Source organism: Empedobacter sp. UBA7611 (assembly GCF_002484365.1).
Taxonomy (GTDB): domain Bacteria; phylum Bacteroidota; class Bacteroidia; order Flavobacteriales; family Weeksellaceae; genus Empedobacter; species Empedobacter falsenii_B.
Map to the genome: position 1 here is coordinate 1 of NZ_DLJR01000040.1, position 14,687 is coordinate 14,687.

At 31.5% G+C, this 14,687-nt stretch carries 19 protein-coding genes; 13 read left to right on the forward strand and 6 right to left on the reverse strand.

Features of this window, described 5'->3' with window-relative positions; translation table 11 throughout:
• The 4 genes from sprA to B3R94_RS06295 form a co-directional block, all read left to right on the forward strand.
• Positions 1–1,959 (forward strand): cell surface protein SprA (sprA, locus tag B3R94_RS06280; protein ID WP_291099406.1); only part of this gene is annotated, 1,959 nt, incomplete at its 5' end.
• Between the two features lie 20 nt (positions 1,960–1,979).
• Positions 1,980–2,360, forward strand: coding sequence for a glycine cleavage system protein GcvH (gcvH, locus tag B3R94_RS06285; RefSeq protein ID WP_280036610.1), 381 nt, complete (start codon positions 1,980–1,982; stop codon positions 2,358–2,360).
• The gene (locus B3R94_RS06290) at positions 2,353–2,733 is read left to right on the forward strand and encodes a VanZ family protein (RefSeq protein ID WP_291094136.1); all 381 of its coding nucleotides are present in this window, start codon (positions 2,353–2,355) and stop codon (positions 2,731–2,733) included. The genes gcvH and B3R94_RS06290 overlap by 8 nt, the downstream gene beginning before the upstream one ends.
• 51 nt (positions 2,734–2,784) lie before the next feature.
• A complete protein-coding gene (locus tag B3R94_RS06295) occupies positions 2,785–3,195 on the forward strand; it encodes a hypothetical protein (protein ID WP_180905292.1) in 411 nt (136 codons plus the stop codon).
• A 255-nt stretch (positions 3,196–3,450) separates the two neighbouring features.
• Here B3R94_RS06295 and nadE read toward each other — a convergent pair whose 3' ends face one another.
• A complete protein-coding gene (gene nadE / locus B3R94_RS06300; protein WP_180905291.1) occupies positions 3,451–4,245 on the reverse strand; it encodes an NAD(+) synthase in 795 nt (264 codons plus the stop codon).
• A gap of 100 nt (positions 4,246–4,345) precedes the next feature.
• Here nadE and B3R94_RS06305 point away from each other — a divergent pair, with 100 nt between their 5' ends.
• From B3R94_RS06305 to B3R94_RS06335, 7 genes are all read left to right on the forward strand, one after another.
• Positions 4,346–5,395, forward strand: a complete 1,050-nt coding sequence (locus B3R94_RS06305) for a gliding motility protein, GldB (protein ID WP_180905290.1) — start codon at positions 4,346–4,348, stop codon at positions 5,393–5,395.
• A 17-nt stretch (positions 5,396–5,412) separates the two neighbouring features.
• Positions 5,413–5,739, forward strand: coding sequence for a gliding motility protein GldC (gene gldC, locus B3R94_RS06310; RefSeq protein WP_038335027.1), 327 nt, complete (start codon positions 5,413–5,415; stop codon positions 5,737–5,739).
• 96 nt (positions 5,740–5,835) lie between these two features.
• Entirely contained in the window at positions 5,836–7,158 is a 1,323-nt protein-coding gene (locus B3R94_RS06315; RefSeq protein WP_291099411.1) for a TolC family protein, read from the forward strand.
• A gap of 16 nt (positions 7,159–7,174) precedes the next feature.
• Positions 7,175–7,744 carry a hypothetical protein gene (locus B3R94_RS06320; RefSeq protein WP_291059682.1) on the forward strand — a complete coding sequence of 190 codons (570 nt, stop codon included), beginning with the start codon at positions 7,175–7,177 and terminating at the stop codon, positions 7,742–7,744.
• A 69-nt stretch (positions 7,745–7,813) separates the two neighbouring features.
• Positions 7,814–8,485: a tRNA (adenosine(37)-N6)-threonylcarbamoyltransferase complex dimerization subunit type 1 TsaB gene (tsaB, locus tag B3R94_RS06325; RefSeq protein ID WP_038335034.1), complete on the forward strand. Its 672-nt coding sequence runs from the start codon at positions 7,814–7,816 to the stop codon at positions 8,483–8,485.
• 18 nt (positions 8,486–8,503) lie between these two features.
• Positions 8,504–8,887 (forward strand): DUF423 domain-containing protein, encoded by a 384-nt coding sequence (locus B3R94_RS06330; RefSeq protein WP_280049058.1) that lies wholly within the window; start codon positions 8,504–8,506, stop codon positions 8,885–8,887.
• Positions 8,888–8,922: 35 nt separating this feature from the next.
• Positions 8,923–9,444, forward strand: a complete 522-nt coding sequence (locus tag B3R94_RS06335; protein WP_291099414.1) for a hypothetical protein — start codon at positions 8,923–8,925, stop codon at positions 9,442–9,444.
• Positions 9,445–9,477: 33 nt separating this feature from the next.
• Here the strand turns inward: B3R94_RS06335 and B3R94_RS06340 are convergent, their stop codons facing one another.
• From B3R94_RS06340 to B3R94_RS06350, 3 genes are all read right to left on the reverse strand, one after another.
• A complete protein-coding gene (locus tag B3R94_RS06340; protein ID WP_291099417.1) occupies positions 9,478–10,038 on the reverse strand; it encodes a cytochrome b/b6 domain-containing protein in 561 nt (186 codons plus the stop codon).
• 56 nt (positions 10,039–10,094) lie between these two features.
• On the reverse strand, positions 10,095–10,595 hold the full coding sequence (locus tag B3R94_RS06345; RefSeq protein ID WP_038335039.1) for a hypothetical protein: 501 nt from the start codon (positions 10,593–10,595) through the stop codon (positions 10,095–10,097).
• 161 nt (positions 10,596–10,756) lie between these two features.
• Positions 10,757–11,443, reverse strand: coding sequence for a YceI family protein (locus tag B3R94_RS06350; protein WP_221854254.1), 687 nt, complete (start codon positions 11,441–11,443; stop codon positions 10,757–10,759).
• A 148-nt stretch (positions 11,444–11,591) separates the two neighbouring features.
• Between B3R94_RS06350 and B3R94_RS06355 the strand changes: the two genes are divergently transcribed.
• Together B3R94_RS06355 and B3R94_RS06360 are read left to right on the forward strand one after the other, a co-directional pair.
• Complete coding sequence (locus B3R94_RS06355) at positions 11,592–12,557, forward strand: ABC transporter ATP-binding protein (RefSeq protein ID WP_291099420.1); 966 nt, start codon at positions 11,592–11,594, stop codon at positions 12,555–12,557.
• Positions 12,548–13,087 (forward strand): GNAT family N-acetyltransferase, encoded by a 540-nt coding sequence (locus B3R94_RS06360; protein WP_125350502.1) that lies wholly within the window; start codon positions 12,548–12,550, stop codon positions 13,085–13,087. Before B3R94_RS06355 ends, B3R94_RS06360 begins: the two co-directional genes overlap by 10 nt.
• A gap of 88 nt (positions 13,088–13,175) precedes the next feature.
• On the opposite strand, the gene B3R94_RS06365 is transcribed toward B3R94_RS06360, so the two are convergent.
• Both B3R94_RS06365 and B3R94_RS06370 read right to left on the reverse strand, forming a co-directional pair.
• Positions 13,176–13,952, reverse strand: coding sequence for an alpha/beta fold hydrolase (locus B3R94_RS06365; protein WP_291099423.1), 777 nt, complete (start codon positions 13,950–13,952; stop codon positions 13,176–13,178).
• A 3-nt stretch (positions 13,953–13,955) separates the two neighbouring features.
• Positions 13,956–14,681 (reverse strand): pyridoxine 5'-phosphate synthase, encoded by a 726-nt coding sequence (locus tag B3R94_RS06370; RefSeq protein ID WP_125350500.1) that lies wholly within the window; start codon positions 14,679–14,681, stop codon positions 13,956–13,958.
• Positions 14,682–14,687: the final 6 nt, after the last annotated feature.

The following is a 14,687-nucleotide window of genomic DNA, read 5'->3' on the forward strand; positions in this document are numbered from 1 at the left end:
TTCTTGTTCAATTGGCAATATAATTTAGGTTTTGATTTGACAAAATCGTTGCGTTTAGATTTAACATCTTCGACAATGACGTTGAATGATGGAACAACTTTCCAGCGTGCAGATCAAGATATGATTTGGCAAAATATGTTCACAATTGGACGTCCAGTTCAGTATGATCAACAATTTCAGGTGAATTATAAATTACCTTTAAAATTCTTCCCATATTTAAATTGGATGAATGTTGAAGCTGGATTTACTTCGAATTATAACTGGATTGCAACTTCTACAGCTTACAGAAATTTTGAGACAGAAGTTACAAATCCTGATGGTTCTACATCAACACGAATTGCGAATTTAGGTAGAGGTACAGCTCAAAACTCGAATTCGATCAACTTGATGGGAGATTTAGATTTTGCAAAATTTTATCCAGAATTTAAAGGATATAAACGTTACGATTCGATCTTAAAAGGTCGTCGTGCAGAAATAGATTCGTTGAATACAGTTTACACAACTTTATTCTCTAAAAAACGTCGTACAAATAAGAAATCAGCATACAAATTCAAACATAAATTTACAGCAAAAGATTATGGTTGGATGGTTTTATCATCGTTAAAACGTGCTAATTTTACGTATAATCAGACAAATGGAGCTGTAATTCCAGGATTATTGTATGAGCCAGGTTTCTTTGGTGTTGATGGTAAAAATGGACCAACTTTAGGTTTTGTTTATGGAACGCAATTCGATATCAAACGACAATTAGTCGAAAGAGGATTGATTGTTGGTGATGAATTGATGACAGATGCATATCAAATTACAAAAGGTTCTGATTTTAATGGAACTGCTTTAATTGAGCCTATTCCAGATTTACGAATTGATTTGAATGCAAAACGCACAAAAGATCGTCGTATTTATCATTCAGGATTTAATTTAGCAGTCGAAAATCCTTACATTGATGAATTAGCAAATCTTAATATTTCGACCGTAAATATCAAAACAGCTTTCAAAGATGGAGATGCAATTTTTGAGCAATTCCTAACAAATACTAAAACTATTTCTGGACGTTTAGCACAAAAAAGAGGTAGCGGAAATGTAGATGGACTTGGTTATTACGAAGGATTTAATGCAAGAAGTTCTGATGTACTTTTACCAGCCTTTTTAGCGGCGGTGCAAGGAAAAGATGCAGGTTCGTCTAAGTTAGGATACAATCGTTCTATTCCTGTTCCGAACTGGCGCGTAACGTACACAGGATTGAAATCTGTTTCAATTATCAATAAATATTTTGATAATGTTGAGGTTTCGAGTTCATATAATTCGACTTACACAACAACTGGTATTCAGTCTAATCCAAACTTTATGTTAGATACAGGAATTATGGGTGGTGGACAAGTGACTGGTAAAGATGAAAATGGAAACTTCTATACGCAGAATTTATATGGATCCGTTACGATGATCGAATCATTTTCACCATTATTGGGAGTGGATTTAACATTCCGTAACAGTATGCAATTACGTGCGCAATATAACAGAGATCGTTTATTATCATTAAGCACAACAAATTATACGTATACAGAAGATTATGGATCTGAATATATTGTTGGATTTGGATATATTTTTAAAGATTTCAAAATGAAAATTCGTTACCAAGGAAATCAGAAAACAATCAAAGGAGACTTAAATATTCGTGGAGATTTTTCTTTAAGAGATAATCAAACAACAATTCGAAAAGTAATTTATAACTTTGATGACGTACAAAATCCAAACGTACCAACAAGTATTTATGGAGATTCGCAAATTACAGGTGGACAGCGAATTATGACGTTTAAGTTGACAGCAGATTATAACGTGAGTAAGAATTTGAACTTGAGATTCTATTGGGATCAGATGATGAGTAAATATAAAATTTCAACAGCTTTTCCAATTTCTCAAATTCGTGCCGGATTTAGTGCTACCTTTACATTCGGAAATTAAAAAACAATAAAACAAACATTATGAGCATTCCAAACAATTTAAAGTACAGTAAAGATCACGAGTGGATTTCTGTAGAAGGAGATGTAGCAACAATCGGTATTACAGCTTTCGCACAAGGAGAGTTAGGAGATATTGTTTATGTTGACGTAGAAACAGAAGGAGAAACTTTAGGTCAAGAAGAAGTATTTGGAACAGTAGAAGCAGTAAAAACAGTTTCTGACTTATTTATGCCAATTAGCGGTGAAGTTGTAGAATTTAACACTGAATTAGAAGGTGAGCCAGAATTAATCAATACTGATCCTTACGGAAAAGGGTGGATTATCAAAGTTAAAATTGAAGATGCTTCTCAATTAGATACTTTATTAGATGCAGCTGCTTACGGAGAATTAATCGGTGCATAAGACAAAGAAAATAATATTTTTTGCATATGTAGCGTTGGTGTTTTATCTGACGCTACTTCCACAAGAAAATTTCTCGAAATTAAGCACAATCAAAGAATTAGAAATCTTTTTGGAGATTGATAATTTTGATAAAATAGTACATTGTGGAATGTTTGGGATGATGACGATTTTGTTATTTGTCGCATACAAATTAACAAACCTACGCTTGATGATAATTCCGTTTTTGGTAAGTTTCCTCATCGAAATTTTACAAGGCGTTTTAACTTCACTTCATCGTAGTTTTGATTTTGTCGATTTAATGGCAAACTTATCCGGAATCGCCCTCGCATATATCGCAATAACATATTATTTACAATATAAAAAAACTCAGTAGTATTACTGAGTTTTTTGTTTTTAGTATATTTAGAAATAAAATTTATTTACTATGTTTAAAACAAAAAGTATATGGAGTATGATAATTTTCTCTTCTTTATTTTTGATAGTTATTTATGTATTATTGAATAATCATTTTGATAATTCAACTAAGGAAAATTACAGATATACTATTGCTACTTTGACTAGAATTGATTTTATAGGTAAGAATTCTTCAAATAAAATAAAATTTAATTATTTATATAATGATAAATTAAATAATGGTAGTGACTATTTCGATAATGATAGCACATCTTTCTATAATAGTAAAATAGGTAAAAGATTTTTAGTTAAAATCAATAAAAATGAATGGGTTAATAGACTATTTTTTACGACTAAACTATATATAAATAAACCTGTTCTAGATAATATAAAAGAAGCTCCATCACAAGGTTGGAAAGAGTTACCAAGCTGGGCTAAATAATAAAATTTCACTTACGACTTCTTCATTTATATTATCAATTAAGAAAATGTCATTCCGAGTTTGTCGAGGAATCTGAGATTCTTCATTCCGCTAACGCTACATTCAGAATGACATTATACGTAAGTCATGTTGAATTCGTGTCAACATCACATCAAAATAAAAAAGCAAACTTTCGCTTGCTTTTAAATTGTATTCTAATTATATGTTTTATTGAAGTTCGAATTTCGAAACTCGGAATATGTTTTACCTGTTCACTTACTTCATCAATTCCTCTGGAATATCACAAATCGGAATTGGAACCATCTTGTGTTGGTTAATACGATTTAATCTCGAATAAATCTCGAAAACTTCTTTTTCTCTTCCTTCAAATTCATCTGCAGTTTTTCCAGCTTCTTTCGCTTTCATCGCCCATTCCAATTCATCGTAATTTGCTCCTAATTGATCTTCATCCGAACGATCATCGCCAAATAAACCATCGGTTGGTTTTGCTTTTTGAATATCTGTATTAATGCCTAAAAACTCAGCAATTTTATACACTTCCGATTTCATTAAATCAGCAATCGGACTAAGATCTACACCGCCATCACCGTATTTTGTATAAAAACCAACGCCAAAATCTTCGACTTTATTTCCTGTTCCTGCAACCAAATAATTGTGTAAACCAGCAAAATAATACAATGTTGTCATACGTAAACGAGAGCGTGTATTGGCCAACGCTAAATTCACTTTGTCTGTCGTTTCCGTTTCTGGTAAAGCCGAAACCATTGCATCAAAAGTTGAGGTTAAATCAACTTCTATCGAATCGATTGGCGACGAAAACTTATTTTTTAACCATTCAATATGACGTTTTGCTCTATCCGCTTGATTTTTTTCTTGATGAATTGGCATTTCCAAATTAAGCAAAGGATAACCTGTCATTGCACAAAGCGTTGAGGTTACAGCCGAATCAATTCCGCCCGAAATTCCAATCACAAAGCCTTTTTGGTGCGCTGTTTCCAAATAATCTTTCAACCAAGAAACAATATATTCTACAACTTTTTCAGTTTGCATAGTTTAATAATTTATTTCAAAGATAGCAGATTATGAAAAAAATTAGGGTTGAAAATACTACAGATTATTTTACTATTTTTGTTAGCTAAATAACCAAGCAATGAAATTTGTATATGGCTTAGCTTTTGCGAGTTTAATTTTATTTACTGCGTGCAAAAAAGAAAAATCGTGGGAAGTGGATGTCAAAGAACAAAATGTTCAGTTGAATATTCATGATATCAGCCAAGATTTTTTTAACGATTCGATTCCTTTAGCGGCTTTACGAAAAGATTATCCTTTCTTTTTTGATGCAAAAACTGCGGATGACGTATGGGAAAGTCAACGTCGTAATAAAGAAGAATTGAGTATTTATGGACAATCTCGAAAGGTTTTTGGAGATTTTAAAAACTTAAATCAATCGTTAACGCCGATGTTTCAACGTTACCAATTTTATTTTCCAGAATATAAAATTCCGACGGTTTATACCTATTCATCAGGTTTACAAAATATAGATTATCCTGTGATGTTTAGTCAGCAATCTGGCTTGATGTTTATTGCGATGGATGCGTATTTGGGGTCAAAGAATAAATTATATGATAGCATTGGCGTAGAACGTTATTTACGCACAAATTTAGATTTTAATCGTTTGCCTTCTCAAGCTGTTGATGCAATTGCGAATGATGTGGTAACATTTAGCCCAAGAAATCAATTATTTATTGATAAAATGATTTATGAAGGGAAGAAATTGATTTTGCAAGATGCATTGTTAACAGTTACACCAGACGAATATAAAGTTGGTTACACGCCAGAACAAATTCAGTGGTGTATTGAGAACGAAGGTCAAATTTGGAACTTTTTTGTGGAGCAAAATTATGTATTCAGTTCAGATGCTTCTTTGGATAAACGCTTTTTAGCAGTTAGTCCATTTTCAAAATTTAATAATGAAATAGAACAAGATTCTCCAGGAAGAATTGCGGCTTGGATTGGTTTGCAAATTATTCGCCAATACATGAAAGAGAATCCGAAGGTAGAATTGAAAGCTTTGTTAGATGATATGGATGGTCAAAAAATCTTCAAAGATTCTAAATATAAGCCAGCTTTAGAAAGTAATAATTCAACAAATTATACAACAAAAACAATTGATGGTAAAGTTTACCATTTTGTGAAATAAACTAATAATTAGAAGTTATGAGAACAACAAATATTACGGTAGAGATTGAATTGGACGAAAATCACGTACCAGAAAAAATGACTTGGAATGCACCAGACGGTGGAATTAGTCACGAAGAAACAAAAGCAATGTTACTTTCTGTTTGGGATGATAAAGCAAAAGAAGCTTTGCGCATCGATTTGTGGACAAAAGAAATGACACAAGATGATATGAAACGTTTCTTTCACCAAATTTTAATTTCGATGTCTAGTTCTTACGAAAGAGCAACAGAGGAAAAAGAAGTTGCAGAAAGAATCGCTGCTTTTGCAGAAGAATTTGCAATTGCTTCAAAAATTAAAGGTTAATTTACTGACCAAATAAAACTTTAAGTCGAATTTCGTAACATTTTGGTTAGAAATTCGACTTATTTTATATCTTTAATTTTCTGACAAGAATAGTCTATGAAACAATTATTTTTTACTTTACTATTTATTACTTCTCTTTCTTCGTTTGCCCAAGAAGAATGGACAATTGAAAAATGTATTGAATATGCTTCGAAAAATAATTTGACTGTTCAACAGAATACCATCAACCAAGAAATTTTTAATAAAAATTTAGAATTAACCTATAACGCTTGGTTGCCAACGGTTTCGGGTTATGTAGATACTAACTTTACAATCGGAACTTATAATCCAACAATAGAAAAGGGATATTATCAATTTGCGCATTCATTTGGCGTACAATCTAGCATCAATATTTACAATGGTGGAGTTGTTCAATTGAATAAAGACAAAGCTGCTTTGGAATTAGAAGCGTCGAAAGTACAAACTGCGATGACGATAAATGATATTTCGTTACAAGTTGCAAATTATTATTTGGCGGTTTTATTGAACAAAGAATTGAAACAAGTTGCAGTAGGAAATCTAACTATTTCGAAACAATTATTGGATCAAAATCAAAAGAAATTCAAAGCTGGTTCAGTAGCTCAATCTGTTGTTGCTCAATCTGAATCTGAAGTCGCGACAAATACACGTGAAGTGGTAAATGCACAAATCGAAATAGAGCGTGCATTGTTCAATTTAGCGATGTTGTTGCAATTAAATGATTACCGAAATTTTGCTGTAACTGATGTCAAAATTCCAGATAATGTAACGTCTCAATTGTATAATTTGGATGATGTGGTAGAAACGGCTTATCAAAATCAACCTTCTGTAAAACATGCCGAATTGCAAATTGATGTTGCTGCGAAAGAAACTCAAATCGCGCGAACTTCATTATTTCCAAAAGTGACAGGAAGTTTCAATTTCGGGACAAATTATCTGCAATATTTTAACAAGAGATTACATCAAGATGCGTTATTAGAGCAATTAGGACATAATGTAACAGGCGTTTTTGGAGTTGGTGTGAGTATTCCAATTTGGAATCAATATTCCTATAAAATTAATATTCAGAAAGCATTAATCAACGAGGATTTAGCAAAAGTTGATCTTTTACAATCGAAACAAGATGTGTTGAAAAACGTTCAGTCGGCTTATTTCGAATTAAATAGTTCGTTTGCGTCATATGAATCATCGAAAGAAGCGGTAAAATATGCGAAAATTTCATACGATTTTGCGCAAAAATCTTACAATGCTGGAGTTATTAATCAATATGATTTTAACCGTTCGCGTAATGACATGATGGTTGCAGAATCGCAAATGTTGCAAGCGAAATACAACTACATTTTCAAACAAAAAGTATTAGATTTCTATGCTGGCGTTCCTATTACGTTGGAAGGGAAATAAAAGTTAAATAAAGCTTATGAAAAATATATTTTTATTGTTCTTATTCAGTTTTTTATCGTGTTCAAAAATAGATGAGGTTAAAGATAATACTATTCAGAAAGTAAAAAATAAAGCATCAACTACGACTGAAGTTGTGTGGAAAAAAGGTATTGACAAACTATTTCAAAATACTACAGCTATTAATTCCATTAAATTAGGAGATGTTTATGGTAAAGGTTTAATATTTGAAATTAAAAATCAAAAAGGGGTTAAAATGGATTTTTTAGGAGGTTTTTATCAATGCTTTTTTAAATATCAATCAGATAAAAATGATTTATTCAAATTTTTAAATGATTTGAAAACAGATAAAGCTGACATTTCGGATAATGAATTAATGAAAACAAATGAAGTTACAATTTTAGAGAAAATAAATTTTATCAAGAGTAAATTTCCTGAAATATATAATAAACTTGATTTTTTTACAGAATTTAATAATATAGGAGAATTAGAATATTATCAAATTGCGAAATATCCTCATTATAATATCCTTATATACGATAAATCAAATAATACTTTTTATCATTTCGTAGAAAATTATCAGGATTAACTCCATTTCCGAAAGAAAATCATCTTTTCAAACATAAAACATCTAACTTTCGTGATGTATCTTTGCATCATGGCAACAATCTTAAATTTAGAAACTTCAACAAAAAATTGTTCGGTTTCGATTGCTAAAGATGGCGTTCAACTATGTTTGGTTGAAGAAAGTGATGAAAATTATGCACATGGCGAAAAACTGAATCAGTTTGTGGATTGGTGTGTGGAAGGTGCGCAAATAAATTGGAAAGATATCGAGGCGGTTTGTGTATCAAAAGGTCCAGGTTCTTACACTGGTTTGCGTATTGGCGTTTCGTCTGCCAAAGGTTTTGCGTATGGTTCTGATATTCCATTGATGGCAATTAATTCGTTGCAAATTTTGGCGGAATCACAATTAAATCAAGAGGTAGATTATATCATTCCGATGATTGATGCAAGACGAATGGAAGTCTATACAGCTTTATTCGATAAGCAAGGAAATCAGTTGACAGAAACCGAAGCGAAAGTAATTGACGAAACTTCTTTTGAAGAATTGAAAGGAAAGAAAATTATTTTTGTGGGTGATGGAGCAGAAAAATGTCAAGAAGTTTTAGCGCATTTGGATGCTACGTTTATACAAACTTTTCCATCGGCAAAGGATATGATTCGTGTTGCGGAAGAAAAATTTAATCAAAAATCATTTGAAGATGTTGCGTATTTCGAGCCATATTATTTGAAGGATTTTGTGGCTGGAAAAAAGAAATCTGAATAAAATAAAAAGAGATAATTTATGAAAAATCTTGTGTTGACAATTGCTTCATTATACGGAATGACGGCGGTTATATTAGGCGCTTTCGGAGCTCATGCGTTCAAGAAAATTTTACCAGCCGAAAAATTAGCAAGTTTTGAAGTCGGAGTACGTTATCAAATGTATCACGCAATTGTTTTGTTAGCTGTTGGAATGTATTTTCAATTTAATAACGGATTAGAACGTTCTGCAGCTTGGTGTTTAATTGCCGGAACATTTGTTTTTTCTGTAAGTATCTATTTGTTGTCATTCGCAGAACATTGGAACGCAAATCTTAAATTTTTAGGGCCAATTACGCCACTTGGAGGTCTATTTATGATTATCGGTTGGGGTTTATTGGCTTGGATTTTTATGAAAGGAAAATAATTTTCTTTAAATTTATATAATTGTTAATCAGTTATATGGATTTGTGGAATAAACTATTGGTTGGATTATTATTTTTACTTGCAATTAATACAAAAGCGCAAGATAAATTAGTATTGACGACTCCTTTAATCTTTAAACATAGCAACTTTGAATTGAAATTGTTTAATAATCAACAATTCAAATACAAGTCGGTTTTTTATAACTGTATTGTAGAGTTAGATAAAAACGGTAAAGAAATCAATAATGCTAATTATGGTTTTGCAGAAGGAACTTATCAAGTAAAGGATAATAAATTAATCTTAACTGTAAAATCGTCAAGTAACTATTATTCTTTAGAAAAAGAATATTATTTTTTGATTCTTGATAAAAAGACTTTTTTGATATCTAACAAGGATCGAAAAAATCTCAAAGAAGCAAGAATGAGAAGACCAAATAAATCTTTTCCGAATTATATTATAGATACGGATAATCGTAGAGAATATACATTTTATAGTACTGATCAAAAAGTAACTATCGAAGGTTACGAAAAAGATAAAATATATCAATTGTTTAAATAAAAAAGACACTTTATAAAGTGTCTTTTTCTATTTTTAATCTTTACCATTTATCATCTTCGAAACAATTCCAGAATTTTTATTGACTTCATCGATAATAACTCCAATGAGATGAATGAGAAAGAAGATAGGAAACCAATAAATTGCAGTTTTATGCAGTTCTTCCATTGGGTCTTTGTAAGTTCCATTTCCCCACATTAAATAAAATCCTGTCACAATATTAATTAGCATTAACAAATAGAAAATCATATAAATTATTCCCTGAAATTTTTCGGATGTTGAATGACTTTTCAAAGGATTAGGAAATCGGATTCCCTTTACAAGCATATAAACAATTCGGATAGCAAAAAGAACTAAAGCGATATAAGCAAATATTTCGTGCCATTGCCACATTGGTTCTAAAGAACTTCTTCCAATTGTTTTTAAAGTAGCGTCAGAAATGTTTAAACCTTCTTTTGAAACTTCATTGGTAATTAAAGCAGAAAGATTTTTCTTGCTCATCCATTCCATTCTCAAAAAGCCAGTTAAGAAAAGCATTATCATCGATATTCCGATTGTCCAATGTAATAATCGATGAGTTAAAGTAAACTTTTTCATAATTTATAGTGATTAAAAAAACCTCTCTAAATTGAGAGGTTTTTGTTGTATTTTTTTTATTCAAAATCGTCTTCCGTGAATTCGAATTCTTCAAATGTACATTCTATTTCGAAAGGAATATCTTTTTCAGATTCTTCTACAAAATCTTGCACTTCACCTTTCCAATTCAAGGTCAAAATTCCTTTGTCGTTTACACTAAAAGTTAATTCGTTGTTTACCGTTTCGTAATCTTCTTCCGAAACATTCAACGTTGTATAATATACTTCCACAGTTTCACCTTCTTCGTCTTCTTCCTCGGCAAAACCGTAAGGAATAGAAACTTTTTTACCGTTTAATTCTTCTACAGATTCTACATCCAAAGGAAAATCATCAATAAATAAAGAAAGTTGAGGAAAATCGTTTTGTAACGAATCGCCTTCTACGTGTTCTAAGTCATCAGTCGAATGTATTTCGACCAACAAACATTTTTTATTTCCTTGAAAAACGACTTTGCATAACGATTTTTCAATATTATAATTAAATGTTTCATCCGGATGGAAGAACTTAATTGTTTTCATTGTTTTGTTAATGTATGTTATTAATTATGAGTACGAATATAATTAAGTTCAATTAATTATCACAAAAAAAATGAGAGAAATTATATTTTTTCGCCTCTAAAACAAAAAAGCCATCTATCTAAGATAAATGGCTTCTATTATTTTATGAATATTCAATTCGATTATTTTGCAGCTTCTTCAGTTGCAGCAGCTGGTTTAGCTGATAAATCTACTTGTAATAAAACTTCGTCTTTTATGATAGAACCTCCAGCACCTACGAATGCAATTCCGAAATCTTTACGGTTAATTCCGAATTCTTCAGATTTGATTGTTACACCATTCGCATCAACAGTTACATTAGCTTTGAAAGTTACATTTTTAGGAACTCCACGGAAATCTAAGTTTCCAGAAATTTCTGAATTGTAATCTCCACCTTCTAAAGCTTTAACTCCTGTAATTTCGAAAGTTGCAGTTGGGAATTTTTCAACGTCTAAGAAATCAGCAGATTTTAAGTGTCCGTCTAATTTTCCTTTACTTTCTGCATCAGCATCTAAATCTTTCGATTCGAAAGAAGCAAAATCAGCAACAAATTTCCCTGATTCTAAAACTCCGTCGTGTACTTTTACAGAACCTTCTTTTAATTTTACTACTCCGTAGTGACCTTCTTCTGGTTTGTTGATATCGTCAAAAGTTTTTCCACCTTTCCAATTTACAACAGATGCAGTTGTATCAACAGCATATTCTGCAGCTCCTTCAGTTGATGTTGCTCCTTCTTGAGCTTCTGTAGCAGCTTTAGTTTCAGTTTTTCCTCCACAAGATGTTAATGCAACAGCAGAAACAACAGCCAATCCTAAGAATAATTTTTTCATATCGCTTTTTTTAATTTTTTCTTTTACAAAACTATAATATAAATTAATAGTTGATATTGATTTATATCAATAAATGAAATAATTAAACAATTATTTCATATTGAATAAATCTAATACCTTAGCCAAACATAAGAAAAATTATTCAATCGTGCTAAACGTAAAACAACTCAGTTATAATTATCCAGATTTCGAAGAAAAAGTACTCGATAACATCAATTTTGCAGTTAACAAAGGCGAAGTGATAAGTATTATCGGAGAAAGTGGAAGTGGAAAGTCAACTTTACTGAAATTGATTTATGGTTTGTTAGATTTTAAAGAAGGAGAAATTTACTATCATACCAAAAAATTACGTGGTCCTGCTTATAACTTGATTCCAGGTCATAAAATGATGAAATACGTAGCGCAAGATTATGATTTGTTAGATTTTGTGACTGTTGGTGAAAATGTCGGAAAATTCTTAAGCAATTTTGATTTAGAACTTAAGCAACAACAAATTGACGAAGCGTTAATGGTGGTTGAAATGTTAGACTTTAAACATATTTTTCCAAATAAACTGAGTGGAGGTCAACGACAGCGTGTGTCTATTGCACGAGCTTTGGCACAACAACCCGAAATTTTGTTGCTGGATGAACCTTTTTCTAATTTAGATCAAATATTAAAATTAACCATTCGAGAAAAAATTATGGATTGGTGTAAAGCGCATCAAATTACAGTGATTTTTACAACACATGATTTGAATGACGCTTTTTATACTTCGGATAAAATTTTAGTTTTGCAAAACGGAAAAATGATTCAGTATGATGAGGTCGAGAATGTGCGAAATTCTCCTGCGACAACTTATGTGGCCAAACTTTTTGGTTATGTAAATGTGTTGGATGATTCACAAGATTTAGGAATTTATTCTTCTAAAATTGTCATTTATCCAGAAGAAATTGCAATTTCAGAAAATGGAAAATTCGAAGGAAAAGTAATTTTATCAAAATTTCAGGGAAGAGATTATTTGGTAAGATTTACATTCAAAAACATTGAATTGTTGACTTATTCTTCTCAAAAATTAATGAAAGATGAGTTGATACATTTTGAAGTTATAAAATTTCATCAATTATGCATTTAGAAAGTTTACAAGTAACGGAATTGTGTAGCGAACGATTAATTTTGATGCCATTCACGATTTCCATTTGCGAAAATATATTACAAAATAATTATACCGATTTAGAGCAATTAAATTTGATTAGAGGAAAAGGTTGGCCAGATGCAGATGTAATCGAAACATTGCCTCGAATTATTGTGAACTTGTCTAAAGTAGATGCACCAACAGGTTTCGAATCGTGGATGATTATCAAGAAATCAACACGAGAAATAATTGGTGACATTGGTTTTAAAGGTTATAATTTTGTTGGAAGAAGTTGTGATATTGGTTATGGAATTATCGAAGCAGAAAGAAAGCAAGGTTTTGCAGTGGAAGCAGCTGCGGAATTGATAAATTGGGCATTTACAAAAGAAACTTTAGAAGAAGTAACCGCTTGTTGTTTGATAGAAAATATTGGTTCAACGAAACTTTTAACTAAACTAAATTTCACTGAATTGAATAGAGATTCAACTATGATTTATTGGTCGTTGTTGAGAGAAAATAAATTGAGTTAAAGAAAAGAATAGATTTTTCGATAAACTTGGAATGATAATCAGATATAAAAAAAGCGAAATTCAAATTATGAATTTCGCTTTTTTGTTTTTATTTATTCAACAAGAAATCTAAAACTTCTGCTGTAAAATCTTTCGGATTTTCGGCATGTAACCAATGTCCTGCATTTGCAATTTTCTTGATTTCCGCATTTGGAAAACGCTCCTTGATAATCATTTCATCTTCTGGCATAATGTAATTTGAATTTGCGCCACCCAAAAATAAAGTTGGACCATCAAATTCGCCTTTCAACAATTCAGAACCAATCATCTCTTGATAAAATTTATCCAAAATATCTAAATTGAATCGAAAAGCGTATTTTCCATTATCGGCGTGGTAAACGTTTTTCAACAAAAATTGTCGCACACCAATTTCAGGAATATATTGTTCCAAAGTAGCTTCTACATCTTTTCGAGTTTCGACTTGATCAAAATTGACAGATTTCAACGCTTTGAAAATCGCATTATGATGAGGTTGATAAGCTTTTGGTGCCATATCAGCTACAATCAAATGATCTAATCTATTTTGATGAATCATCGCAAAATCAATCACAATTCTTCCGCCAAGTGAATGTCCCAACAAATGTGCTTTTTCGATAGAATTTGCATCCATATAATTCACGATATCTTGCGTCATCGCTGCCAAAGAAGAATCTTCGCTATGAAAACTACGTCCATGATTGCGTAAATCAATCAAATGTGTTGTAAAATATTCGCCAAAATGTTTTCCTAATGTGCTCCAATTATCCAATTGTCCAAACAATCCATGAAAAACCAATAAATGTTTTTCACCAGAGCCGACAATTTTGCTATGTAAGATTTCTGCCATTTTCTACAAATTTGCTAATTCAATTTTACGTAAATACGCTTGTATCGTATTTTCTAAACCTAAATATAGAGCTTCAGAAATTAACGCGTGACCAATAGAAACTTCTGCAATTGTTGGAATTTCGCGAATAAAATATTCAATATTATCTAAACTCAAATCGTGTCCAGCATTTACAGCCAATCCATTTTCGATTGCTAATTTTGCCGTTTCTTTATAAGGAAGAATTGCGTCAAGATTTCCTAAACCGTATTGCGTCGCAAATTCTTCTGTGTACAACTCGATTCGATCAGCACCAGTTTTCGCAGCACTTTCAATTAAAGCAGGATTTGGATCTAAGAAAATAGAAGTTCTGATTCCAGCATCTTTAAACGTTTTAATCACATCTGTTAAATAATCAAAATGTTTGATTGTATCCCAACCAGCGTTTGATGTAATCGCATCTTCTGCATCAGGAACCAAGGTAACTTGTTCTGGTTTTGAGTTTAAAACCAATTCCATAAAACTATCAATCGGTTTTCCTTCAATATTAAATTCAGTTGTTACAACAGGTTTCAAATCGTACACATCTTGGTAACGAATATGGCGTTCGTCTGGACGTGGATGAATCGTAATTCCCTGTCCTCCGAATTCCTGAATTTTGATTGCCGCTTCTACAAGATTTGGCGTATTTCCACCGCGCGCATTACGAATTGTGGCAATTTTATTTATATTAACACTTAATTTAGTCATGATTTT